The sequence below is a fragment of the Candidatus Soleaferrea massiliensis AP7 genome (genome assembly GCF_000820765.1).
Taxonomy (GTDB): domain Bacteria; phylum Bacillota; class Clostridia; order Oscillospirales; family Ruminococcaceae; genus Soleaferrea; species Soleaferrea massiliensis.
Map to the genome: position 1 here is coordinate 19255 of NZ_CCYH01000038.1, position 21715 is coordinate 40969.

Sequence of the window (21715 nt, forward strand, 5' to 3'; positions counted from 1 at the left end):
AAAGCGCTCCGCAGCCCATAGGCCGGACTGCAGCCGGCGCTTTGTCAGAACCCGAACCGGCAGCTGCCGCCAGAGCATGCATATTGCGGCAGCCGATGTGCGGCGGATACATTCTGCCGATGCTGCGTTCTTTCCAGACACCATAAGCTTCATATGATATCCGGCGGATTTATTTCGTCGATACTGCGTTCTTTCCGAATACAATCCGTTTCAATATGATGTGCGGCGGACATATCCTGCCGATGCTGCGTTCTTTCCGAACACAGTCCGTTTCATAATGTTGGGCGGCCGTCTTTTGACACATGGAACCTGCATATACTTTTACACGAGGACGAAGTTTTCGTCCCTGCGTGATTGTCCATTGACATCCACTGAAAAACACATCCTGAAGAGGTGTTTCTATGCCAAAACAAAAGAGCAGCTACCGGATTGCGCTTGGCGGACTGATCACCGCGCTGTCCATCCTGTTTTTGTTCATGACCGGCGTCATCCCGTTCGGCACCTTCGCGCTGCCCACGCTCGCCGGTGCGGTACTGGTCGCCATCGTCATTGAGTTTTCCGGCAAAACGGCGCTGCTTACCTATATCGCCGTGTCCATCCTGGCCGTCTTCATCACGCCGGACCGGGAGGCCGCGCTGCTGTTTGTCTTCTTCTTCGGCTACTACCCCATTTTGAAGGAAAAGCTGGAGATGCTCAAAAGCAAAGTCATTTCCTACCTGATCAAATTCGCTGTGTTCAACGTGAGCATCGCCGCGGCCTATTCGCTGCTGATCTTCCTGTTCCAGCTTCCTGTCTTTGAAGCGTTCGGCGTTTACGGTATATGGGGAATCATTGGGCTGTGGGTTGTCGCAAACCTCGTGTTCATCCTGTACGACGTCGCGCTGACCAGGGTCATCAGTATGTATGTGAACTGGTTCCGACCCAAGTTTCTGCGAAAACTCCATTAAATAAGCTTTACATAAAGATATGATATAAAAGGACGGATCAAACTATGAGAAGTAAAAAGATGCTGACGATTGTTTCGCTTGTACTGGTCGGCTGCATGGTGCTGTCTATTGTGGCAGCCGGAATTGCCGCGCTTTTTTCACTCTAAACTGTGGGAAACTGCATAAAAAAGTACCTGTTGTTTAAACTAACAACAGGTACTTTTTTTATATTGGAGATTGAAATATGACAATTATCTTTATTCGAACCATTCTGCTGTACATACTCATTATTTTCGCACTGCGGATAATGGGTAAACGGCAGCTTGGCCAGCTGCAGCCTTCGGAACTTGTGATTACGATTTTGATTTCCGACATTGCGACGCTCCCGATCGAAGACAGCGAAATTCCGCTGCTTGCCGGCATCATACCGATCCTCGCCCTGGTCTGCTTCGAGGTCATCATGTCCGCATGGACGCTCAAATGCAGCCGCGCGCGAACGATCATATCCGGCAATCCAAAGATCATCATCAAGGACGGCGTGATCAACCAGCAGGTCATGAAGGACCTGCGTTTCTCGATCGACGACCTGATGGAGCAGCTTCGAATTAACAGCATCTTCGACGTGGAAGAGGTGTCCTTTGCCATTGTGGAAACCACCGGATCGATCAGCATTTATCAGAAATCTGAACATAGGCCCGTGACGCCAAGCACACTCAATATTCCGAACGACAACCAGAACTTCCCGCCTGCCGTCATCATCGATGACGGAACCATCAACCATCAGTCGCTGGATCTGTGCGGACTGAATGAGGAGTGGGTGTACAGCACCCTCAAGAAGGAAGGCTACCGGTTAAAGGATATCTTTCTGCTGACATCGGATAACGCTGGGAATTATTATATTGTTCCAAAGGAGAAACTCAAAAAATGAAACGATTTATCATCGCGGTCTGCATCTTTCTCCTGCTGATTGGAACCTGCCTGTTTGGCCTCTACGAGGTTTACAACGTCAAAAACGATATGTCGGCCTCGCTTGAAGAGATTGGTGAACAGGTTCTGAACAACCATTTGGAAAAAGCACAGCAGTCTATTGAGAATCTGAAGAAGGATTGGATCGGCTATGAAAAAAAGCTGGTTCAGTTTGTGGGACATATTCCGCTCAACGAAATTTCCAGCACCTTGGAGGGCCTCACCTACTACATCCAATACGACGACACCGCGACCTTTTTCGCGGAGCTGCACCGCATCAAATCGTTGGTGGACCATGTGTGGTATACGGAAATCCCGACGCTTACCAATATCTTTTAAGCGCCCCTGTCTATTTATCTTTCAGGAGCAGCTTCAGCTCATCCATAAAGGAATTGACATCCGCAAACTGACGGTATACCGATGCAAACCTGACATAAGCGACTTCGTCGATCTGTTTGAGCTTGCTCATGCTCAATTCTCCGATCCGATAGGATGTGACTTCGCGGTCCAATGAATTCAGAAGCTCCGCTTCGATTTCATTGACCGCTTTTTCAAGCATTTCCATGCGGACCGGCCTTTTTTCGCAAGCCTTGATCAAACCGCCCAACAACTTGTTCCGGTCAAACGTCTCGATCGACTTGTCCTTTTTGACCACCATCAGGGGCAGTCTCTCTATAATCTCATAGGTGGTAAATCTTTTCAAGCATTTTAAACACTCACGGCGTCTTCTGATTTTTTCGCCCTCGTCGGTGGGCCTTGAATCAACGACGCGGCTTTCTGTATAGGAGCAGTACGGACATTTCAATCTGAACACCTCAAAACATCTTTTATGATGATTGTATCATATCATGTTTTCGCGGGATTCACAAGAAATTTTTTCTATCTCTCATCCAGCTCCCCAGCCGATTCAGAAGCGCGGTGCCCAACCTGTTATCTTTACAGGCCGTAGACGATGCCGAGGTAATCATCCAGAACATCGTAAACATGATCGATGCTCACCCGGCTGTTCACACAGCGGCGTGCAAACTCCTCAGCAAGATTCTTGTCCGGAGAGATGTCCTTGATATCGACGAACGTATTTTTGTGATTTCCATAATACAGTCTTGCGCCGAATGTGACGAATCCTTTCTCCTCGGTTGTCTGAATGGAACTGATCAACTCATAAGCGTGCACAATCGATGTGCTGGGCCTTGTTAACACTACATTTTCCATTGTTCTTTACCTCCATATAATAAATTTTGTGGTGCACTCCTATTATACCGCTAAATCATCATATGGAAAAGAGCTTTTTATCGCAAAATTAGACAGATAAAACCGTGAAATTCTCCATAGTCGATAAGAAATGCGATTCCAATCTGTATATCTTCGTTGTTTTGGAGTAAAATCCGCAAGCATTGTCGAATTTTATCTAACGATTTTTCGTTAACAAATAGTCATAGGATGCTATTAGATCCTGCAAATTTTGGAAATTATTACGATAAAGTTCTATAATAATACCACCGTGGTATGAATTATCATGCATTTTTGCAAAAAATGACTCAAAATCAAAGGTTCCTTCGCCAGGCGGCAGGCAGTCGGCATTTTCCGTAAAATCACTGATGTGGATATGGGCTATATTTTTCCCCATCGCGTCCAGCAGGTCGTAGAATTTGACGCCGCTGCGGATGGCCTGCTTGCTGTCCAGCACAAACGAAACGTCCTCGCCGAGATACTCCCGCATACCGCGGATATAGGACAGATCATGGCTCTTGCAGCGCGCGACATTCTCCTGCGCGACGGTGACGCCAAACGAAGCGCCGGTGTGGTACAGCGTCCGAAACCGCTCCCAGTTTTCCCGCTGGTCCGCCCCCGGGACATTCTTCTCCCCGTGAAACACCAGCAGATCGCTTCCCAGGATGTTCGCCGCCTCGAAATACCGTTTGTAGATATCCAGCGCATCCCGGAAGCGCCGTTCATAATTGGTGAAGAAGAACAGCGTTTCAATCTCCGACGTAAACGGATGAAGCGATTTGACATGTACTCCGTAAATATCCGCCATGATTTTGAGCTGTTTCAGGTACGGGATATGCAGCTCGGACGGCGCGTTGAAGAAAATCTCAACTGTTTTTACGCCGCTTTTGCAGAGCGTTTCCAAGGCCTGCTCGACCTGCATCGGATACAGGCAGGCCGTCGAGATACCCAGTTCCATGTGTTCCTCCCATCCGCCCTCTAGGGCCGTGACTTCTCATCAATATTATACCAGCAAGTCTTGTCGAAATCATCTCTAAAACGTAACCATCGTATACCGGAGCGGCTGGGATACCTTCGGCACCTGCCGTCCTTGTACATCCTATTGATGTATGGTCCGTTCGGTTCCTCTCTTTCGGAACGGGAATAGCCACAGGGAACGGATGTGCGGTGAAAACCGCACAAAAAAGGATACTCCGCTTTCAGATAAGCGGAGTATCCCCATAAAACATTCTTCTATTTCTTTTTGGATTTCTTATTTTCCAGCTTTGCCTTTTCGACCTTCTTGACCTTGTGCTCCTGCCAGGAAACCCAGAGGGAACCGCAGATACAGAGGCTGGAGAAGGCGCCGTACGCGACACCGATGAGCATCGGGAACGCGAAGGTGACAATTGAGCTGATGTTGAAGATCAGCGAGATGACACAGACGGTTCCGATGGCCAGGGCGGTTGTGACACTGGTGTTGATCGAACGCGCGAAGGACTGCGTAATGCTCTTGTTGACCAGTTCCCTGATCGGGACCTTCGGGCCGAGCAGCCTGCGGTTCTCACGAATACGGTCGTAGATGATGATCGTATCGTTGATCGAGTAACCCAAAATCATCAGTTCCACCGCGATGAAGTTGTCGTTCAGCGGAATACGGAAGATGACGAAGACCGCGAAGACGACCAGCATATCGTTGCAGAGGGTCAGAACGCCCATGACGCCGGCCGACAGGCCGCCGATCTTTCTGAACCGGATCGCAACGTAGATGATGATCAGCACCGCCGCAAGCAGCAGCGCGAACAGGGATTTTGCCAGGAACTCGCCGCCGATGGTCGGGTCAACCGTGTTCATCTGCATGACTTCCAGGCTGTTGTCGGCGAATTTCTCCTGCAGCGCCTTGGTAAGTCCAGCCGTCTCATCGACATTCAGCTTGGACGCGACGGTGATGACGACGTTCTTGTTGCCGCTCGCATCCTGCTGTTCCTGGATGCTGGATTCCTTGCCGACAGCGTCCTTGACAGCCGCCTTGACTTCGTCGGCGCTCAGGTCGCCCGTATACGAATAGGTGGCAATGGTACCACCGCTGAACTGCACATCCATTTTGACGCCGAAAACAAAGCTGCAGATGAGGGCCACACCGATGATGCACAATGCGATTGTGAAAAAGATCTTACGTTTTCCAATGAAATCAATCGTTTTGGTCATTTCGAACCCTCCTATACAGACTTTCTTTTCTAAACGGACCCCATTTAGAAAGGGATTTGAGCATCAGGCGCGAGCAGAGCACGCCGAACACCAGGTTCATGATCACGCCGACGAGCAGCGTGTAGCCGAAGGAGTAGATCGAACCTGCCGTGGACGGTCCAAACATGAAGAAGACCGGTGTCAGGATCTTCGCAAAGATGCTCGAAGGAGGTCCAAACGCACCCATCAGAACGATGGATACCAGAATGACGGTGACGTTTCCGTCCAGGATCGCCGAGAACGCGCGGGAGAAACCGGCATCGATGGCGCCGTCGATCGTTTTGCCCACACGCAGCTCCTCTTTGATGCGCTCCGCCGTGATGATGTTGGCGTCCGCGCCGATGCCGATGGTCAAAACGATACCCGCAATACCCGGAAGTGTGAGCGTAAAGCTCGGGATAAACGGCAGGAAGCCGGAAACCGCGGCCACAGAGCCTGCCAGGATGGCCAGCAGCGAAATGGACGCCACCAGGCCGGGGATTCTATAGAAGACAATCAGGTAAGCCGCGACGAGCAGGAAGGCGATCGCCATTGCCAGGATCATCGCGTCCCTTGCGCCCATGCCGAGCGTCGGGCTGATTGTGCTGAAGCTTTCAACATTCAGGCTGAACGGCAGTGCACCGCCGTTGATCTTGTCCGCCAAAGCTTTTGCCGATTCAACGGTGAAGTTTCCGGTGATCGATGCCTTTCCGTCGGTGATGGCGGTCTGAACGGTCGGGGCGGAGATCATGGTGTTGTCCATCCAGATCGAGATGGTGCCCTTGGAAGAGGCCAGACGGGTGGTCGCTTCCGAGAACTTGTCCTTGCCGCTGTCGTTCAGTTCCAGGCTGACGCCCGGTTCATTGGTCTGGGTGTTGATCTGTACGGTAGCCTCTTTGACATCCGCACCGGTCAGGATGATGGTGCTTTCGGTCGTGCCGGTCGGCGCGCCGGTGGTCTCATCGACCTCCGCACCTTCGCGGAAGGTGAGTTCAGCGGTTGCGCCGAGCTCTTTGACCGCGTCCTCCGCGTGCTGGATCTGTTCCTCGTCCTTCCACGGATAACGGACAATGATTCTCTGGTTGTTGTAGTCGGTGTAGATCTCATGGTCCGTGATGTTCTGTGCGACGAGCCTTTGCTTGATAACAGCTTCCGCTGCGTTCATCTGTTCTTCAGTTGCTTTGGTATCGGCTGGCGGTGTGAAAACCACATCGACGCCACCCCTGATATCGATACCCCAACGGATATCATTGACGCCTTTGACATATACCTGCTTGGTATCTGCCACCTGGGAACTGACGCCAAAGAATGAGAGATAGGAAAATGCCAATATCAGAGCCAAAACAATGAAGAATACTGGTTTGCCAACTCTTTTCATGGATAAATCCTCCAATGCTTTAACATGGCCGGGCAGGCCCGCTTTTTGTTCAGACTGCACAAAGCTGACCGATTGGGTTGATCGTTTCATCTCCGGCAGAAAATCCAATGAAAGCGGTCTGTTCGACACTCATGCCATTTATTATATTGCAAATTTCATAAATTGTCAATAAGATGGCTAAAAAATATGAAGAAAAGCTACGAAACTAAACCGATAATTCTGCACTTTCGCCCAAAATCTGTTGATTTTTCGTCAAGATGGGCTGAACAACCTCAGCGAGGTATTCGTCCACCTGTTCGGGGCTTCTTCCGACGAAATTCTTCGGGTCGAGGATCTTGTCCAGCTCCTCATGGCTGGTCATAAAGCTCTCGTCGGCGCAGATACGGTCGATCAGATCGTTCTCGCCGCCCTCCTCCTTGACGACCTTCGCGGCGGCCAGAGAGTGCTGGCGCAGCTTCTCATGCAGCTGCTGGCGATCTCCGCCCTTCTTGACGGCGTTCATCATGATGTTTTCGGTCGCCATGAACGGCAGCTCCTTCATGACGCGCTGGCGGACGACCTTCGGATAGACGACCAGCCCGTCGCAGACGTTGATCAGGATGTTGAGGATCGAATCGATGGCCAAAAAGCCCTCCGCGACCGAGACGCGCTTGTTCGCCGAGTCGTCGAGCGTCCTTTCAAACCACTGGGTACCGGCTGTGAAGGCCGGGTTCAGCGCGTCGATCATGACATATCTCGCAAGCGAGGTGATGCGTTCGCTGCGCATCGGGTTGCGCTTGTACGGCATGGCCGACGAACCGATCTGGTGGCTTTCAAACGGCTCTTCCATCTCCTTGAAGTTCTGCAGGATCCGCATGTCGTTTGAAAACTTGCTGGCCGACTGCGCGATGCCGCTGAGGGTATTCAGGACATTCGTGTCCATCTTTCTGGAATAGGTCTGTCCGGAAACCGGGACGACCTGGTCCTTCTCGAAGCCCATCGCCTCGGCGATCGACTGCTCCACCTTCTTGATCTTCGCGCTGTCGCCGCCGAACAGCTCGACAAAGCTGGCCTGCGTGCCGGTCGTTCCCTTCGAGCCGAGCAGCTTCAGCGTGGTAAGCCTGTGTTCGACCTCCTCGAGATCCATCACAAACTCATTGAGCCACAGCGTCGCGCGCTTGCCGACCGTGGTCAGCTGCGCCGGCTGCAGATGGGTGTAGGCGAGCGCCGGCATATCCTTGTACTGGTCCGCAAATTTCGCCAGCAGCGCAATCACGTTGATCAGCTTGCGGCGGACCGCCTGCAGGGCGTCCCGCATGATGATGACATCGGTGTTGTCGCCGACATAGCAGCTGGTCGCGCCGAGATGGATGATGCCCTTCGCCTTCGGGCACTGCACACCGTAGGCGTAGACATGGCTCATCACGTCGTGGCGGACCTCCTTTTCACGCTGGATGGCCACATCGTAGTTGATGTCGTCCACATGCGCTTCGAGCTCGGCAATCTGTTCGTCGGTGATGGCAAGTCCCTGTTCCTGTTCCGCCTTCGCCAGAGCCACCCAGAGCTTCCTCCAGGTCTTAAACTTCTTGTCGGCGGAGAACAGGTACTGCATCTCCCCGCTCGCATACCGCGTGCTGAATGGGCTTTCATAGCGATCTGTCATGTTGGTTCCTCCCTTTTATATCAACCTTCGTTTGGACAAAAATAAAAAACAGCGCTTGTGACTGCACACATCGCGTCGTTTTTTTGCGTGTTGGATGCTTCCGATGGAAGCATCTCTTATTATACTACAGGATGCGGCGATAGACCAGAGGTATCCGCAAAATCACACAATTTTTTTCAGTTTTCGCAGATACTGCTCCCGACGGCTGTCTGTTTGCGGGATTCGTGAATATCCCCTTCGCGTACATGGCCAAGCTGCGGCCGGTTAAATCGCGGCCATGCCGCCTTAAAACCGCGAAGCGTACGACGGGCATCCTGGACGGCTACATTACAAGCCGGCTGCCTATCAGCCCAGAAAGAAGCCCTATCAAAATGCAGGGGACATCAGGCCAAAGCCCTTCATCCCCTGCCCTGTTTTTTATGAATGATACGGCGCCTTATCTGGAAACCGCCGCGTTTGCTGCCGCTTCACAGACAATTCCGCATGCACGGCTTGCAAGGATTTTCTCAACACTTGCAATTTTGATCGCAATGCAGAGAATTTCCACAGCCTTCGCAAGCTCCGCGCTGCTCGGATAGGTCGGCGCGATGCGGATATTCTGATCCTTCGGGTCATTTCCATACGGATAGGTCGCGCCCGCCGGGGTCATGACGACGCCCGCTTCTTTACAGAGCTGCACCACGCGTTTCGCGCATCCCTCCAGCACATCCAGAGAGATGAAGTATCCGCCGTTCGGATTGGTCCAGGACGCGACGCCCAGCCCATCCAAATGCTTGGACAGACCCTGCAGCACGGCATGGAATTTTGGACGGATGATCGCCGCATGCTTCTTCATATGCGCATGGATGCCGTCGGCATTCTGATAGAACCGGACATGGCGAAGCTGGTTGATCTTATCCGGGCCGATGGTCTGCACCGCAATCTGTCTGCGCAGAAATTCGATGTTGTTTTTGCTGGCCGCAATCATCGAGATGCCGGAACCCGAAAAGCTGATCTTCGAGGTGGAGGCAAACAGGAACACGATGTCCCCGTTGCCGGCCTTCTGCGACTCGGTCAGCAGGTTCAGCAGATGGTCTTTGCGGTCCTCGTACAGGTCGTGGACGCAGTAAGCGTCGTCCCAGAAGATGCGGAAATCCGACGCCTTCGGCTTCAGATTTGCAAAGCGGCGCACCACCTCATCGGAATAGGTGATGCCCTGCGGGTTGGAGTATTTCGGCACGCACCAGATGCCCTTGATCGTCTCATCCTCCAGGACCAGACGCTCAATCATATCCATATCCGGTCCGTCCTCGCGCATGTCGATGTTGACCATCTCGATGCCGAAGAATTCGCAGATGGCGAAATGGCGGTCATAGCCCGGCGCCGGACACAGGAATTTGATCTTATCATATTTGCACCAGGGCTTCTCGCTGCCATACACGCCGTGCGTCATGGCGCGCGCCACGGTGTCGTACATCATGTTGAGGCTGGAGTTTCCGCCGATGATGATCTGATCAGCCGGAATATGCAGGATATCCGCAAACAGCTGTCTTGCCTCGGGAATGCCGTCCAGAAGGCCGTAGTTCCTGCAATCTATGTTATTCTGGGTTTTGACATCGGTAGAGCTGCTCACACAGTCGAGCATATGTACCGCGAGATCCAGCTGTTCGGTGGAAGGCTTGCCTCTGGACATATCCAGCTTCAACCCCTCTGCCTGATAGGCCTGATAGGCTTTTCTGCTCTCTTCCTGCAAACTTTCCAGATCCTGCTTTGACATTTCCAATAATGATGCCATACAAATCCTCCTACCCTGATTTCAATGATTGTATTACAAGCGATCCATCTGTAATACACGAAATACACTCTTATTATCGTACAGACTCTATTGTAATACAAATCCCTTCATTTTGCAAGTTTTATTTTGAAATCTTGCAAAAAGTTCCTGTGAAAATTTTTGAAGCCTGTTGGAGACGTACCATCATCATTATATGTAAAAATCAAAATCCGGTTCAAAAAGTCCTCAATCCTCTGTTTTCTGTGTGCGGTAGCCTTCCAGATCCAGCACAACGCGGTCATAGCCCATGCTCTTAATCTCATGTACCATGTCGTCCGCCTTTTCCAAAAATGCAGGAAAGTTGTATTTGAGTATCTCAATCACCACCATGTTTTCCACAACGCAGACACGGCATTTTTTAAATCCAAGCGTCTGCAGATAGAGCTCAAGCTGTTCAATCATCTTTTACACATCCTTATCATCATGTATCATGCTTCATTCTGTTAAATGTATCCATAATCAGGAATCCTTATTGGATGAAGATGGGCAGAGCCCTGTAAGACAGACCCTGCCCCATCCTATTCAAATCGGTATACGTCACGATTAGAATTCCGCGCTGCCGGTGGTTCTCGGGAACGGCAGGACATCGCGAATGTTCGTCACGCCGGTAACGTACATGACCAGCCGATCAAAGCCGAGCCCATAGCCCGCGTGCTTGGTGCCGCCGTATTTTCTCAAATCCAGATACCAGCTGTAATCCTCCTCCTTGAGGTCCAGCTCCTTCATGCGGCTTAACAGCACATCCAGACGCTCTTCACGCTGGCTGCCGCCGATGATCTCGCCGATGCCCGGAACCAGCAGGTCCATGGCCGCCACGGTTTTGCCGTCGTCGTTCATGCGCATATAGAAGGCCTTGATCTCCTTCGGATAATCGGTGACAAAGACCGGTTTCTTAAAGATCTGTTCGGTCAGATAGCGCTCATGCTCGGTCTGCAGGTCGCATCCCCAGTAGACCGGATATTCAAATTCATCCTTGTGCTGCTCAAGCAGCTCGACCGCTTCGGTATAGGTGACGTGGCCGAAGTCCGAATCCACAATCGTCTGCAGACGCTCGATCAGCCCTTTGTCGTAGAAATTGTTGAAGAACTCCATCTCCTGCGGGCAGTTCTCCAGGATATACTGCAGGACATACTTGATCATGTCGCTGGCAAGCTGCATATCGTCCTCGAGGTCGGCAAACGCGATCTCCGGTTCGATCATCCAGAACTCAGCCGCGTGGCGCGGGGTGTAGGAATTCTCGGCACGGAAGGTCGGGCCGAAGGTGTAGACGTTCGAGAACGCCATCGCCATACATTCCGCGCTCAGCTGTCCGGAAACGGTCAGGCTGGTCATTTTGCCGAAGAAGTCCTGGCTGTAATCCACCTTGCCGTCCTCGGTCAGCGGCGGATTCTGAGCATCCAGCGTGGTCACGCGGAACATCTCGCCGGCGCCCTCACAGTCGCTTCCGGTGATCAGCGGGGTGTGCGCATAGACAAAGCCGCGTTCATTGAAGAACTGATGGATCGCAAACGCCGCCTTCGAACGCACGCGGAACACCGCATTGAAGGTGTTGGTGCGCGGACGCAGATGCGCGATGCTTCTGAGATATTCCAGCGAATGCCGTTTCTTCTGCAGCGGATAATCCGGCGAGGAGGTTCCCTCGATGTCAATGTTATCCGCATGGATTTCAAACGGCTGCTTGGCGCCCGGCGTTTCGACCAGCTTACCGGTCACGACAATTGCGGAGCCGACATTGAGCTTTCCGATCTCCTTGAAATTGTCGATCTTCGCATCCTCGAATACCACCTGCAAATTCTTAAAACAACTGCCGTCGTTGATTTCAATAAATCCCAGACTCTTCGAATTGCGGAGTGTTTTGATCCATCCGCAGACTGTGACGGATGCGCCCAAAAGCCCTGCATCCTGATACAGTGTTTTGATCTCTACTCGCTTCATATGATTTCCTCCAACATTCTGATGGGTTCTGTTTCCCTGCCCATTATGATGTCCGTCTTTTTGTCAAAAATCCGGGTTTGTATGCACAAGGCCCAACAAAACCTCACGTTCTACTCTGCATTTCGCCTAATATTGTTATTATAGTACTTTTTGCCGCTGTCTACAAGTCTTTTCTTGTCGCCTGCCGGCTTATGCATACTGCAGCCTGTCCGGCGTCCAGTTTTCGAGTACCTTTGCCATCCGTGCCCCCATCTTTTTCGCCGAAGCCAGGTCGTGTTCCAAAAAGTTGCCGCATTCCACCACCGTATTGCCGGGTATCTCCCCTTCATACGACGCGATAAACGCCATGGCGTCCTGCACAAGGCGGATGGCATCCGCTTCATCCAGGTCTCGCACAAGCAGGTAGAATCCGGTGCGGCAGCCCATCGGTCCGACATAGATGACCTCATCGGCAAAGGCCGAATTGCGCGCATAGGTTGCAAACAAATGCTCAAAGGTGTGCATGCCCGGGTTGTCCAGATAATCGCCGCCGTTCGGCTTGCACATCCGGATATCGTAGGTCTTGATGTCCCCGTCGATTCTCGACAGATACATCCCCTTTTCAAGCTTCGTATGGTCCACGCAGAAACTGCTGATTTTTTTCATCGTTCTTCCTCCCGTTTCATGATGCGCACTGTTCAGCAACATATGGAAAAGTTCTGAAAAGGCACATATTTCATAAGATTACAGTCTTTTTTGGCTTACCTCACCGCCTGCGGCGGTGAGGTAAGCCGCTTTCATGTTCCCTTAACAAAGCCCATGACATGCCATTCTATCTTATTTTACATCATGAACCGCAAATTGACAAGCATCCCGGGGCGTTGTATAATGAAACAAATGTAAATGGGAGGAATGTTTGATGACATGGGGCATTATAGGCGCGCTGGATACCGAAGTCGCATTGATCAAAAAGAAGATGCAGGTGCGTGAAACCAAAACCATTATGGGCTGTGAATACTATATTGGAACCATCGGCAGCCAGGAGGTCGTGACGGTCTGCTGCAGCATCGGCAAGATCAACGCCGCGATCTGCACCAACACCATCATCCGCGAACTGGGCGCGGATGTGGTGATCAACATCGGTGTCGCCGGCGCGCTGCATCCAAGCTTAAAGATTCTCGACGTCGTGATTTCGGAGAACGTCATCCTGCACGATGCCGACCTGCACATCCTGAAAAACTATTATCCGTTCCGGGAAGATTACAAAGCCGATCCGAAACTGATCGAGCTGTGCAGGAACGCCTGCGAGCGGATTGAAAACCGCAGCTTCCAGGTTCACACCGGCCGGATTGCATCCGGAGACCGGTTCATCGAGGACAAAGCCGTCAAAGCGGATATCATTGAACGCTTCTCCCCCTGGTGCGTCGAGATGGAGGGCGCATCGGTCGGGCAGGTTGCCTATATGAACGACACGCCGTTTCTGATCATCCGGTCCATTTCGGACAACGCGGATGACGGCGCTTACGAGGTCTATGACAATTTTGTAGACCTTGCCGCGCACAACTCCGCCCAGATTGTACTGAACATGATGGCGCTTTATACCGAATAAGGATCAGATGTATACCGTTCCCCTAAGACTGAACGCATCGGTGAACGCATCAAAACGAAACGGAACTGTTGCAAAATAACTCCTCGGAAAAAGATACACAAAAACGCCCTTGAATCTGGCTGTAAGAGGCCATTTTCAAAGGCGTTTTCTTTCGTCGTAAACTGTTTTTCGTGCGATGTGCTGTTACAAATTCATCGCTATCGCTTTTATTGGACCACCGGCACCGTCCGTTCATTGGTCCACAACGAGAACAGCGCCGCAACCAACACGATTGCGGCGCTGTCTTTATTATACTGCCGTTCAATGAATTTCACTCATACATACCCTATATAATACACATTAGGGCTTCAGCACTTTTATGAGATTAAAAAATACTGATTCTGTGATATGACGATCTGTTATCCAAACTCCTGATGCTTTTTCTTTATTTTGATTGTATCGTTCTCATACAACCGGGTTTTTGAAAAGCATCTATCCTTGAGAACACTCCATCGAGAACTCTTGGCCGCTATCTACCTCATAGCAAACCTCATCCCCCACTTTGCCGGATATTTATTTTGATCGCATATCCTGATCATTGACTACTGCATGGGTCTCACCTTTTTACAAGATTCGTTCTTCTGAACAGATGTTTTTTCAATCTGTTCCATCATGACTATTTCATTGGACTCACCATTCCATAGATTATTTTATGAAACTGAACTCCTTTTACTTTATATGAATTTTAAAAAGAACCGAGAATCTATATAAATTTTGCGAGAATGATGAAATTATAGATTGGATGATCAGCTTTCGTGATACACGAAATGTCGTTATTCCTCGATCTCTCGGATAATTCCCATGGGCGTTTGCTCATGACATTGACCTAATGGATTGTCTTTCAGAATGGCTACCAGTCTTTCGATATCATTCTGATCACCGGAATAGCCCAATATATTTCCACCAATATCGTTGATATCGGTGATTGCTACCGGAAACCCAATTTTTTCTGACAGTTCATGTGCAACCTTATCAGGCTGTGCAGGTGTTAAGACTACATACTCATTATATGGAGGTAATGTTCCACTGGTCGGTCCGTCGATTCCACGGGCCTGTTCACCTGCGATCTTGTAGAACCAGCCGCGTCTGCGAAACAATTTGCCAATGGCCGATATAAATGCTGCAAATAATATTCTGATCGTACCGCATTCCCGAAGCGCCATCTCCATGGTTTCCGGCATTGCCAAGCCTATTCCGTAGGGTGTCTTGACAACAAACCTGCTTAAAAACACCGCCAGCCTTCTCGGCTTGATGTCCTTCATGGGAATCGCCCGGTGCTGCGTACATGCTACTATTTTTTCCGTGATAAATAAGATATCGCCATCCTGCAAAAATTCGACCGCGTATTTGTCTACAACTTCGTCGATCTTGTCACTGTCGGTAATGACATGGGTTTTGATGGGTAGCCGCTGATATTTTTTACCATCTACTTCTATAACTTCAACTTTGCCTTCATTGGCCTTTAAAATCTCGCTCACAATTTACCCTCCACACTTCCGTTTTGCTTTTTCTGCACTTGCCATACTACTCAGTATTGCAAACGGAAATTGCCAAACATCGTGCTTTAAGTAAAATTATTTTAAATGTTAGGCCTACAGCGAAATATTATCAAAACAACCGGATTCATATTTCTTCTTTTAACCTGATACGGTGGTCAGCCTTTATCCTTGTATTATGATAATGATTTGCCTTTCAGAGAGCGAAATTCCTCCGGCGTATAATAATGTGACTCGACTGCACTGTCCATTGGACTCGCCTCCTTTCAATGTTCTGTAATGCAGTCATCTCTGACTGTGGCTTTATTATAGCACGCCAATTGGAATATGTCAATAGTTTTATTGAATTTATTTTTCTTTTTCTATATAATATGCAACAATCTTTCGGCTTGAGACAGCCAAAAATAATATATTCAGTAAAATTTATACAAGTGGTTCTCGTCATGTCCTATGGCGCTTTTAAACACATCCGATTCCCTATTTTTATGTCCTCATACCTTCTTATCGCCCTTTACTTCCCTAACTGAGATACGGCATGGAAACGAATGGTTCCCATCTCTCTTACGGGGTACTGCTGTGCATCGCTGCGGTCCTATCCATGCTCCGGTTTGGCGAAACGGTTTTGCATATGAGCAGAATCGCTAAAAAGCAGATGAAATCGACGAAAAAAACCCCGCGAATCTTCCAAAAATTCACTTGACTTCTCGGCAGATTTGTTTTACAATCTTAGATGTTGAACCGTTCGCGGTCTGTTTAAAATGGAAAGGAGCTGAAGTAATTGTCTGAAGAAAAGGAATACAATCCGGAGCTTCTGAACCTTGTGGATGACGAGGGAAATGAACATGAGTTTGAGATCCTGGATGTGCTTGATCTGGATGATAAGCAGTATTTTGCATTGATTCCGGTGTTTGACAAACCCGAAGAGGTTTTGGAGGACGACGCCGAGCTTGTCATCCTCAAAGCCGTGGAGGACGGAGAGGAAAGCTATCTGGAGGTCATCGAGGATGATGACGAATTCAACAAGGTCGCCGCGATTTTTACCGACCGTTTGTCCGAAACTTTTGAAATTGAAGAATAAATTTTAGATATTTTGGATATCGCTCTTGAAAATCCCATCCATCCGTGCTATAATACACTCAAGTAATATAGAACCCTGCCATGTGCGTGAGTGCAGCTTTTATAATCCAACACATTTTTCCAAGGGAATTTGACTCTTGGTGTGAAGTGCAGACCTCCCTATTTATTAGGACGAAGGGAGCGTGCAGCTCCAAGGCATTTACCCACCTGTCGAGAGACGGGTTTTAACTCGCTGTGCAACGGCTTGGCGGGGGTTATATTATAAAAACACCGGGTCTTTGCACTCGGTTTTTTTATGCCCTTTTCTACCGATGTATTGACAACGCCCACCAGGGTATGCTATAGTATGGTCATCATACAGATGTCAGGAGTGAAAGCGTGTATCATTTTTCTTGCTAGATCAAACAAACCGGATATCATCGTTCCAAGGAATCCTTCTTGGGGCTTTATTGGGTATCCGTCTGCAAGAAAAAACGCGCTGCATTCCATGATCTGAAGGATGGGGAGATCTCTTCTCCGTCTGTCATATTTGTCATGTCTGAGCTGCAGGATTTTTCTTGCGGCTCTTATTTTTTGTATGACAGGGGGAAATTCCATTGTCCATGATCAGCGTACAGAACCTCACCTTCCATTACGAAAGCAACTATGAGAACATCTTTGAAAACGTCTCGTTCCAGCTTGACACCGACTGGAAAACCGGCTTTATCTCCCGCAACGGCCGGGGGAAAACCACCTTTTTAAAGCTGCTGATGGGAGAATTCCCGTACAGCGGCCGCATCGAAAGCAGCGTCAGCTTCGATTACTTTCCGTTCCCGGCCGAGGATACAAAACGGCCGGCGATAGAGCTGCTCAAGGAGGTCATCGCCCCTTACAAGGTTTGGGAAGACCGTATGGAACAGCTTTTGGATTCAGATGCACCCGAAGACCAGCTGGCATATTCCACGCTGCTCCAGCGGTATCTGGACCATGACGGTTACACCATCGATGAGCAGATTAAGTGTGAGGCCGGAAAGCTCGGCGTCTCTTCCGACGCTTTGGCCCGCCCGTTTTCCACGCTCAGCTACGGGGAGCGCACCAAGCTTCTGCTCGGCGCGCTGTTCCTGAAAAAGAACAACTTCCTGCTGATCGACGAGCCGACCAACCATCTTGACCTTGCGGGCAAACAGGCGGTCGCCGGTTATCTGGCTTGCAAAAAGGGATTCATCCTGGTATCGCATGACAGGGATTTTCTGGACCGGACGGTGGACCACATCCTTTCGATCAACCGCGCCGGCATCGAAATCCAAAAGGGCAATTTCACCACCTGGAAGCAGAACCGCGACAACATTGACCAATTTGAACGGGATGAGAACGAAAAGCTCAAAAAAGAGATTCGAAAGCTGACCGGCGCGTTCCGGCGCACGGCGGGATGGTCCGATCAGATCGAGAAATCCAAAATCGGGGAGCACTCGGCCGATCGCGGCTTTGTCGGGCATCAGGCCGCGAAGATGATGAAGCGCGCAAAATCCATTGAACAGCGCCGGGAACGCGCGCTCGACGAGAAACAGTCGCTTCTGAAAAACACCGAAATTGTCTCCGCTTTAAAAATTCATCCTCTGACCTTTTCGAAGGAAAAGCTGGTGGAATGCAGCCATCTGACCCTGCGCTATGGGGAGCGGACGGTCGCAGAGGACCTGAATTTCTGCGTACGGCGCGGTGACCGCATTGCACTGCAGGGGCGAAACGGATGCGGTAAATCGAGTGTGCTCAAGCTGATCCTCGGTGAAACGATTGCATACAGCGGCACCCTGCTGGTTTCGAGCGGTCTTGCCATCTCCTATGTACCGCAGGACAGCTCGTTTCTGAAAGGAAGCCTGCGCCAATTCATTGCCGATGAGCGGATCGACGAAAGCCTGTTCAAGGCAATCCTTCGAAAGCTGGATTTCTCCCGCAACCAGTTTGACAAGGATCTGGAAGCATACAGCGAAGGACAGAAGAAAAAGGTCCTGCTTGCCGGCAGCTTGTGCCGGCAGGCGCACCTTTATATCTGGGATGAGCCGCTCAACTACATCGATATCTTTTCTCGCATGCAGATCGAGGAACTGATCACCTCCTACCAGCCCACCATGCTGTTTGTAGACCATGACACGGCGTTTCTGCAGGGAGCGGCAACACAGATCATCACATTGCAGCAAATATAGACTGCGGCCATTTTCAGTTATATCATTTCAATCAAAGAATTCTGTGTTTTTTCATGTAAACGTTCCCGTTTAAACAGCATCGGAACGGATGAAGGCCTTCATCCGTTCCGATTTCTTTTATAGAAAGTATAATTGACCATTTGCATGGAAAAATGTTAGTAGCCCAATTGGAAAAACTGTATCTGGTGGTAATTATGAAAAAGAAACACAATCTGGCTTACGGCCTTATCGGCTTTTTCGGCGGCATTCTGAACGGCCTGTTCGGCGCCGGCGGCGGTATGGTCGTCGTGCCGTTTTTGGAAAAAACCGGCCTTGAGCCGCAGAAATCCCACGCGACCTCCATCTCCATCATCCTGCCGCTCTCCATCTTCAGCGTCGTGCTCTATCTGATGGGCGGCAGATTTTCCATTCAGGACGCACTGATCTTCCTGCCCTCCGGCCTGGTCGGCGCGGCGGTCGGCGCATTTCTGCTGCCGAAGATCCCGAATAAATGGCTGCGCAAAATCTTTGCCGTCCTGATTGTCATCTCATCGATAAGGTTGTTGTTAAAATGATCGGTCTCATTATCGCCGCGTTTTTTGCCGCCATCGCCGGATCGCTCGGTCTGGGCGGCGGCGGCATCCTGCTTTTATATCTGACCGCCTTTGCGGACTATGAACAGCTGAAGGCGCAGGGAATCAATCTGATTTTCTTTATCCCCTGCGCCATCATCGCGCTGATTATCCATGCAAAAAATAAACTGATCGAATGGAAGGCCACATTGGTCTGCGGCATCACCGGGCTTGCCGGCGTCGCGCTCGGCTTTTATCTGGCCGGGCTGTTCGATCCCAAATGGCTGGGCAAGGCCTTCGCCGTATTTCTGCTGTTTCTGGGTCTGAAAGAGCTGTTCCACAGGGAAAAAGATCAAAAGAAACCGTGAAACGTCCGGTGAACAAAAAACCTGCGTTTCATACCGAAAGGCTGCGTCGTTTGTGTCCGCCCGCCTGTCATTTTCATGAAAAAACGGCTGTGTCAGCAGATTACATGCTGACACAGCCGTTTTTGTGAGCGTATTTTCCAATGAGTATATCCGTGCATCCATAGTCTCTCCGATGAGTATCCTTTACTTTTTCGGAGATTATTTTGTGCTCTTGTCAATCAGCTCCTGCAGCTCTTTGCGGTTAAAACGGTATTTCTTGTTGCAAAAATGGCAGTCCACCTCGGTTACCGCCTGCTCCTCCTTCAGCTTGTCAAGCTCCTCTTTTCTAAGGCTCAGGAGAGTTTTTTCCACCCGCTCACGGCTGCAGTCGCATTGATACCGCACCTCGGCCTCATCCAAAATCTCCGGTTCAAAGCCTTCCAGAATTTTCATGCAGATGTCCGCAGGCGTCATGCCGTCGTCGATCATCTGGGACACCGGCTTCAGCGTCTTCATATTTTTTTCCAGCTGATCGATGAGCGAGTCGTCCGCGCCCGGCAGCAGCTGGATCAGGTAGCCGCCGGCCGCTCTCACCGTCAGGTCCGGATTGACCAGCACGCCAAGCCCGCAGGCGGTCGGAATCTGCTCGCTGATCGCATAGTAGCTTGTGATGTCCTCGGCTATCTCGCCCGAAATGATCGGCACCTGTCCGATATACGGGTCCTTGAGACCTAAATCCTTAATGACATACAGGATTCCCTCTTTGCCGACCGCGCCCGCCACATCCAGCTTGCCGTGTTCGTTCAGCGGCAGCTCGACGACCGGGTTCATCACGTAGCCCTTGACATTGCCCAGCCCATCCGACACCACAATCAGCGAGCCGGCCGGGCCGTCGCCTTTCATACGCAGTGTCAGCGAATCATCCTGAGATTTCAGCATTGAGCCCATCAGCGAACCGGCGGTCAGCAGCCTTCCCAGCGCGGCCGTGACGACGGCGGAGGTGCGGTGCAGCCATTCGGCCCGCGACGCGATATCGGTGGAATTGACCGTGGCGGCTGCAATCGAGCCGTCCTTCGAAATGGCCCTTACGATTTTTCCCATAGTGACATCCTTTCTATCATAACGCTGCCGTCCACAATTGTGGACGGCAGTTTTTTCATCCGTTCCAGAAAACGGCCTTTAACAGCCGTTCTGTTTTCTTCCTCTTCATGGCTGCATCCGTCTGTTCCGGCCTTGCAGGATACCTGTAAAGTACGCTGCATGCTATCCCCTGCACAGCATGATGGCATCCATACCGTCATTTCTTTCGCGCCACAAAGATCAGGCGCTCGGAGTCGGGCTTCGGCTCATCCAGGCTGTCCTCATGATGGATGTGCAGCAGCTCAAAGCCTGCCTTCTCCAAAAGCATTTCCAGCTGTTCGGGCTGATAGGCGCGTTCGCAGAAATACTCCGAATAGCGGCGGTAGCACTGCCCGTCCGGCTCAAAGAAATCGAGATCGATCTCGACCACATCATCTTCCTGATGATAGGTATTCTGCCAGGTGCAGAACACCGCATCGGTCTCATAGACAAAGCTGTTGTCCGCCAAAACCTCCCGGTGCTTGTACGGCGTGTTGACGTCAAACACAAACAGCGCGCCCGGATTCGAGAACAGCGACACGCCCTGGAAGGTATCCAGCACATCCTCTTCATCCTCCAGATGGTTGATGCTGTCCAGCGCGCAGACCGCCGCGTCGATGGTGCCGTACAGGTCGATCTCCCGCATATCCTGGCAGAGGTACAGAATCTCGGGCGGGGACTTCTGCATCGCCTTCGAAAGCATCTCCTCTGAAGCGTCGATGCCGATCACATCGTAGCCGCAGGCCGCAAGCTCAACCGACAGGCTGCCGGTGCCGCATCCTAGATCCAAAAGCAGCTTCGCATCCGGCAGATGCTGACGGATGATCCGATTGAAGTAACCCGCGCGGGACTTGTAGTCGACATCCGCCGTCAGCAGGTCGTAATACTCCGCAAATTTATGATATTGACTCATCGTTTGTCTTTTCCTTCTCCTTCAGCCGGTCAAATACAACCGCATATCCGTCGCAGCCATAGGCAAGCGAACGGTTGACACGGCTGATGGTCGCGGTGCTGGCGCCGGTCTGACCGACGATATCGCTGTACACGTTGTGCTCGCTGAGCATCTTCGCCACCTGCAGCCGCTGGGACAGCGCCTTCAATTCCTGCACCGTGCACAGGTCTTCAAAAAAGTTGTAGCATTCCTCTATCGTTCTGAGCTCCAGAATTGCCTGGAACAAAAAATCCACATTGGTATCTTTGAGTTTACTGTTCATAGATCCGCC

General features: G+C 50.7%; 23 protein-coding genes and 1 other RNA gene. 9 read left to right on the plus strand and 15 right to left on the minus strand.

The features are described 5' to 3' along the window. The first annotated feature begins 401 nt into the window (after window positions 1-401). The 3 genes from BN348_RS09440 (at window position 402) to BN348_RS09450 (ending at window position 2231) form a co-directional block, all read left to right on the plus strand. Window positions 402-947: a hypothetical protein gene (locus tag BN348_RS09440; protein WP_040197685.1), complete on the plus strand. Its 546-nt coding sequence runs from the start codon at window positions 402-404 to the stop codon at window positions 945-947. A gap of 223 nt (window positions 948-1170) precedes the next feature. Further along, window positions 1171-1854: a DUF421 domain-containing protein gene (locus tag BN348_RS09445; RefSeq protein ID WP_040197686.1), complete on the plus strand. Its 684-nt coding sequence runs from the start codon at window positions 1171-1173 to the stop codon at window positions 1852-1854. Further along, window positions 1851-2231, plus strand: a complete 381-nt coding sequence (locus BN348_RS09450; RefSeq protein ID WP_040197687.1) for a DUF4363 family protein — start codon at window positions 1851-1853, stop codon at window positions 2229-2231. The genes BN348_RS09445 and BN348_RS09450 overlap by 4 nt, the downstream gene beginning before the upstream one ends. Before the next feature lie 10 nt (window positions 2232-2241). On the opposite strand, the gene nrdR is transcribed toward BN348_RS09450, so the two are convergent. The 10 genes from nrdR to BN348_RS09500 all read right to left on the minus strand — a co-directional run bounded on the left by nrdR (window position 2242) and on the right by BN348_RS09500 (window position 12740). Then, window positions 2242-2697, minus strand: coding sequence for a transcriptional regulator NrdR (nrdR, locus tag BN348_RS09455; protein ID WP_040197688.1), 456 nt, complete (start codon window positions 2695-2697; stop codon window positions 2242-2244). Between the two features lie 131 nt (window positions 2698-2828). Further along, the gene (locus BN348_RS09460; protein ID WP_040197689.1) at window positions 2829-3104 is read right to left on the minus strand and encodes a DUF6514 family protein; all 276 of its coding nucleotides are present in this window, start codon (window positions 3102-3104) and stop codon (window positions 2829-2831) included. 196 nt (window positions 3105-3300) lie between these two features. After that, on the minus strand, window positions 3301-4080 hold the full coding sequence (locus BN348_RS09465; protein WP_040197691.1) for a sugar phosphate isomerase/epimerase family protein: 780 nt from the start codon (window positions 4078-4080) through the stop codon (window positions 3301-3303). Between the two features lie 275 nt (window positions 4081-4355). Then, a complete protein-coding gene (gene secF / locus BN348_RS09470; RefSeq protein ID WP_040197692.1) occupies window positions 4356-5309 on the minus strand; it encodes a protein translocase subunit SecF in 954 nt (317 codons plus the stop codon). After that, complete coding sequence (locus BN348_RS09475) at window positions 5293-6705, minus strand: preprotein translocase subunit SecD (protein WP_040197693.1); 1413 nt, start codon at window positions 6703-6705, stop codon at window positions 5293-5295. The genes secF and BN348_RS09475 overlap by 17 nt, the downstream gene beginning before the upstream one ends. 205 nt (window positions 6706-6910) lie before the next feature. Continuing rightward, window positions 6911-8347, minus strand: a complete 1437-nt coding sequence (gene purB, locus BN348_RS09480) for an adenylosuccinate lyase (protein ID WP_040197694.1) — start codon at window positions 8345-8347, stop codon at window positions 6911-6913. Window positions 8348-8783: 436 nt separating this feature from the next. Beyond that, window positions 8784-10121: an aspartate aminotransferase type Ic gene (locus BN348_RS09485; RefSeq protein ID WP_052446864.1), complete on the minus strand. Its 1338-nt coding sequence runs from the start codon at window positions 10119-10121 to the stop codon at window positions 8784-8786. A gap of 225 nt (window positions 10122-10346) precedes the next feature. Then, window positions 10347-10562 carry an adenine nucleotide alpha-hydrolase family protein gene (locus BN348_RS09490; RefSeq protein ID WP_040197695.1) on the minus strand — a complete coding sequence of 72 codons (216 nt, stop codon included), beginning with the start codon at window positions 10560-10562 and terminating at the stop codon, window positions 10347-10349. 141 nt (window positions 10563-10703) lie between these two features. Then, complete coding sequence (gene asnS / locus BN348_RS09495) at window positions 10704-12095, minus strand: asparagine--tRNA ligase (protein ID WP_040197696.1); 1392 nt, start codon at window positions 12093-12095, stop codon at window positions 10704-10706. A gap of 189 nt (window positions 12096-12284) precedes the next feature. After that, window positions 12285-12740, minus strand: coding sequence for an S-ribosylhomocysteine lyase (locus tag BN348_RS09500; protein WP_040197697.1), 456 nt, complete (start codon window positions 12738-12740; stop codon window positions 12285-12287). A gap of 253 nt (window positions 12741-12993) precedes the next feature. Here BN348_RS09500 and BN348_RS09505 point away from each other — a divergent pair, with 253 nt between their 5' ends. After that, on the plus strand, window positions 12994-13683 hold the full coding sequence (locus BN348_RS09505) for a 5'-methylthioadenosine/adenosylhomocysteine nucleosidase (protein ID WP_040197698.1): 690 nt from the start codon (window positions 12994-12996) through the stop codon (window positions 13681-13683). A gap of 812 nt (window positions 13684-14495) precedes the next feature. Here the strand turns inward: BN348_RS09505 and BN348_RS09510 are convergent. After that, window positions 14496-15200: a coenzyme F420-0:L-glutamate ligase gene (locus BN348_RS09510; protein WP_197068328.1), complete on the minus strand. Its 705-nt coding sequence runs from the start codon at window positions 15198-15200 to the stop codon at window positions 14496-14498. A gap of 796 nt (window positions 15201-15996) precedes the next feature. Here BN348_RS09510 and BN348_RS09515 point away from each other — a divergent pair. The 5 genes from BN348_RS09515 to BN348_RS09535 all read left to right on the plus strand — a co-directional run bounded on the left by BN348_RS09515 (window position 15997) and on the right by BN348_RS09535 (window position 19394). Next, window positions 15997-16296 (plus strand): DUF1292 domain-containing protein, encoded by a 300-nt coding sequence (locus BN348_RS09515; RefSeq protein ID WP_040197699.1) that lies wholly within the window; start codon window positions 15997-15999, stop codon window positions 16294-16296. Window positions 16297-16365: 69 nt separating this feature from the next. Continuing rightward, a non-coding RNA gene (gene ssrS, locus BN348_RS13645) (6S RNA) lies at window positions 16366-16553 on the plus strand. A gap of 344 nt (window positions 16554-16897) precedes the next feature. After that, window positions 16898-18475: a ribosomal protection-like ABC-F family protein gene (abc-f, locus tag BN348_RS09525; RefSeq protein WP_082020930.1), complete on the plus strand. Its 1578-nt coding sequence runs from the start codon at window positions 16898-16900 to the stop codon at window positions 18473-18475. A 194-nt stretch (window positions 18476-18669) separates the two neighbouring features. After that, window positions 18670-19029: a sulfite exporter TauE/SafE family protein gene (locus BN348_RS09530; protein ID WP_040197860.1), complete on the plus strand. Its 360-nt coding sequence runs from the start codon at window positions 18670-18672 to the stop codon at window positions 19027-19029. Then, window positions 19026-19394: a sulfite exporter TauE/SafE family protein gene (locus BN348_RS09535; RefSeq protein WP_040197702.1), complete on the plus strand. Its 369-nt coding sequence runs from the start codon at window positions 19026-19028 to the stop codon at window positions 19392-19394. Before BN348_RS09530 ends, BN348_RS09535 begins: the two co-directional genes overlap by 4 nt. A gap of 198 nt (window positions 19395-19592) precedes the next feature. Here BN348_RS09535 and hslO read toward each other — a convergent pair whose 3' ends face one another. The 4 genes from hslO to BN348_RS09550 are packed head-to-tail and all read right to left on the minus strand — an operon-like array spanning window position 19593 to window position 21706. Beyond that, window positions 19593-20474: an Hsp33 family molecular chaperone HslO gene (gene hslO, locus BN348_RS09540; protein WP_040197703.1), complete on the minus strand. Its 882-nt coding sequence runs from the start codon at window positions 20472-20474 to the stop codon at window positions 19593-19595. After that, window positions 20459-20635: a hypothetical protein gene (locus BN348_RS14080; protein ID WP_197068329.1), complete on the minus strand. Its 177-nt coding sequence runs from the start codon at window positions 20633-20635 to the stop codon at window positions 20459-20461. The genes hslO and BN348_RS14080 overlap by 16 nt, the downstream gene beginning before the upstream one ends. Before the next feature lie 35 nt (window positions 20636-20670). Continuing rightward, complete coding sequence (locus BN348_RS09545) at window positions 20671-21405, minus strand: class I SAM-dependent DNA methyltransferase (protein ID WP_040197704.1); 735 nt, start codon at window positions 21403-21405, stop codon at window positions 20671-20673. Continuing rightward, window positions 21389-21706, minus strand: coding sequence for a YerC/YecD family TrpR-related protein (locus BN348_RS09550; protein WP_040197705.1), 318 nt, complete (start codon window positions 21704-21706; stop codon window positions 21389-21391). The genes BN348_RS09545 and BN348_RS09550 overlap by 17 nt, the downstream gene beginning before the upstream one ends. Window positions 21707-21715: the final 9 nt, after the last annotated feature.

Bases quoted from the DNA above. Each gene is read 5' to 3' on its own strand.
- BN348_RS09535 (WP_040197702.1), top strand. From the start codon at position 19,026: ATGATCGGTCTCATTATCGCCGCGTTTTTTGCCGCCATCGCCGGATCG.
- BN348_RS09465 (WP_040197691.1), bottom strand. From the start codon at position 4,080: ATGGAACTGGGTATCTCGACGGCCTGCCTGTATCCGATGCAGGTCGAG.
- BN348_RS09505 (WP_040197698.1), top strand. From the start codon at position 12,994: ATGACATGGGGCATTATAGGCGCGCTGGATACCGAAGTCGCATTGATC.
- BN348_RS09485 (WP_052446864.1), bottom strand. From the start codon at position 10,121: ATGGCATCATTATTGGAAATGTCAAAGCAGGATCTGGAAAGTTTGCAG.
- BN348_RS09550 (WP_040197705.1), bottom strand. From the start codon at position 21,706: ATGAACAGTAAACTCAAAGATACCAATGTGGATTTTTTGTTCCAGGCA.
- BN348_RS09545 (WP_040197704.1), bottom strand. From the start codon at position 21,405: ATGAGTCAATATCATAAATTTGCGGAGTATTACGACCTGCTGACGGCG.
- BN348_RS09530 (WP_040197860.1), top strand. From the start codon at position 18,670: ATGAAAAAGAAACACAATCTGGCTTACGGCCTTATCGGCTTTTTCGGC.
- BN348_RS09490 (WP_040197695.1), bottom strand. From the start codon at position 10,562: ATGATTGAACAGCTTGAGCTCTATCTGCAGACGCTTGGATTTAAAAAA.
- purB (WP_040197694.1), bottom strand. From the start codon at position 8,347: ATGACAGATCGCTATGAAAGCCCATTCAGCACGCGGTATGCGAGCGGG.
- BN348_RS14080 (WP_197068329.1), bottom strand. From the start codon at position 20,635: ATGCAGCGTACTTTACAGGTATCCTGCAAGGCCGGAACAGACGGATGC.
- asnS (WP_040197696.1), bottom strand. From the start codon at position 12,095: ATGAAGCGAGTAGAGATCAAAACACTGTATCAGGATGCAGGGCTTTTG.
- hslO (WP_040197703.1), bottom strand. From the start codon at position 20,474: ATGGGAAAAATCGTAAGGGCCATTTCGAAGGACGGCTCGATTGCAGCC.
- BN348_RS09445 (WP_040197686.1), top strand. From the start codon at position 1,171: ATGACAATTATCTTTATTCGAACCATTCTGCTGTACATACTCATTATT.
- secF (WP_040197692.1), bottom strand. From the start codon at position 5,309: ATGACCAAAACGATTGATTTCATTGGAAAACGTAAGATCTTTTTCACA.
- BN348_RS09460 (WP_040197689.1), bottom strand. From the start codon at position 3,104: ATGGAAAATGTAGTGTTAACAAGGCCCAGCACATCGATTGTGCACGCT.
- BN348_RS09440 (WP_040197685.1), top strand. From the start codon at position 402: ATGCCAAAACAAAAGAGCAGCTACCGGATTGCGCTTGGCGGACTGATC.
- BN348_RS09500 (WP_040197697.1), bottom strand. From the start codon at position 12,740: ATGAAAAAAATCAGCAGTTTCTGCGTGGACCATACGAAGCTTGAAAAG.
- abc-f (WP_082020930.1), top strand. From the start codon at position 16,898: ATGATCAGCGTACAGAACCTCACCTTCCATTACGAAAGCAACTATGAG.
- BN348_RS09475 (WP_040197693.1), bottom strand. From the start codon at position 6,705: ATGAAAAGAGTTGGCAAACCAGTATTCTTCATTGTTTTGGCTCTGATA.
- BN348_RS09450 (WP_040197687.1), top strand. From the start codon at position 1,851: ATGAAACGATTTATCATCGCGGTCTGCATCTTTCTCCTGCTGATTGGA.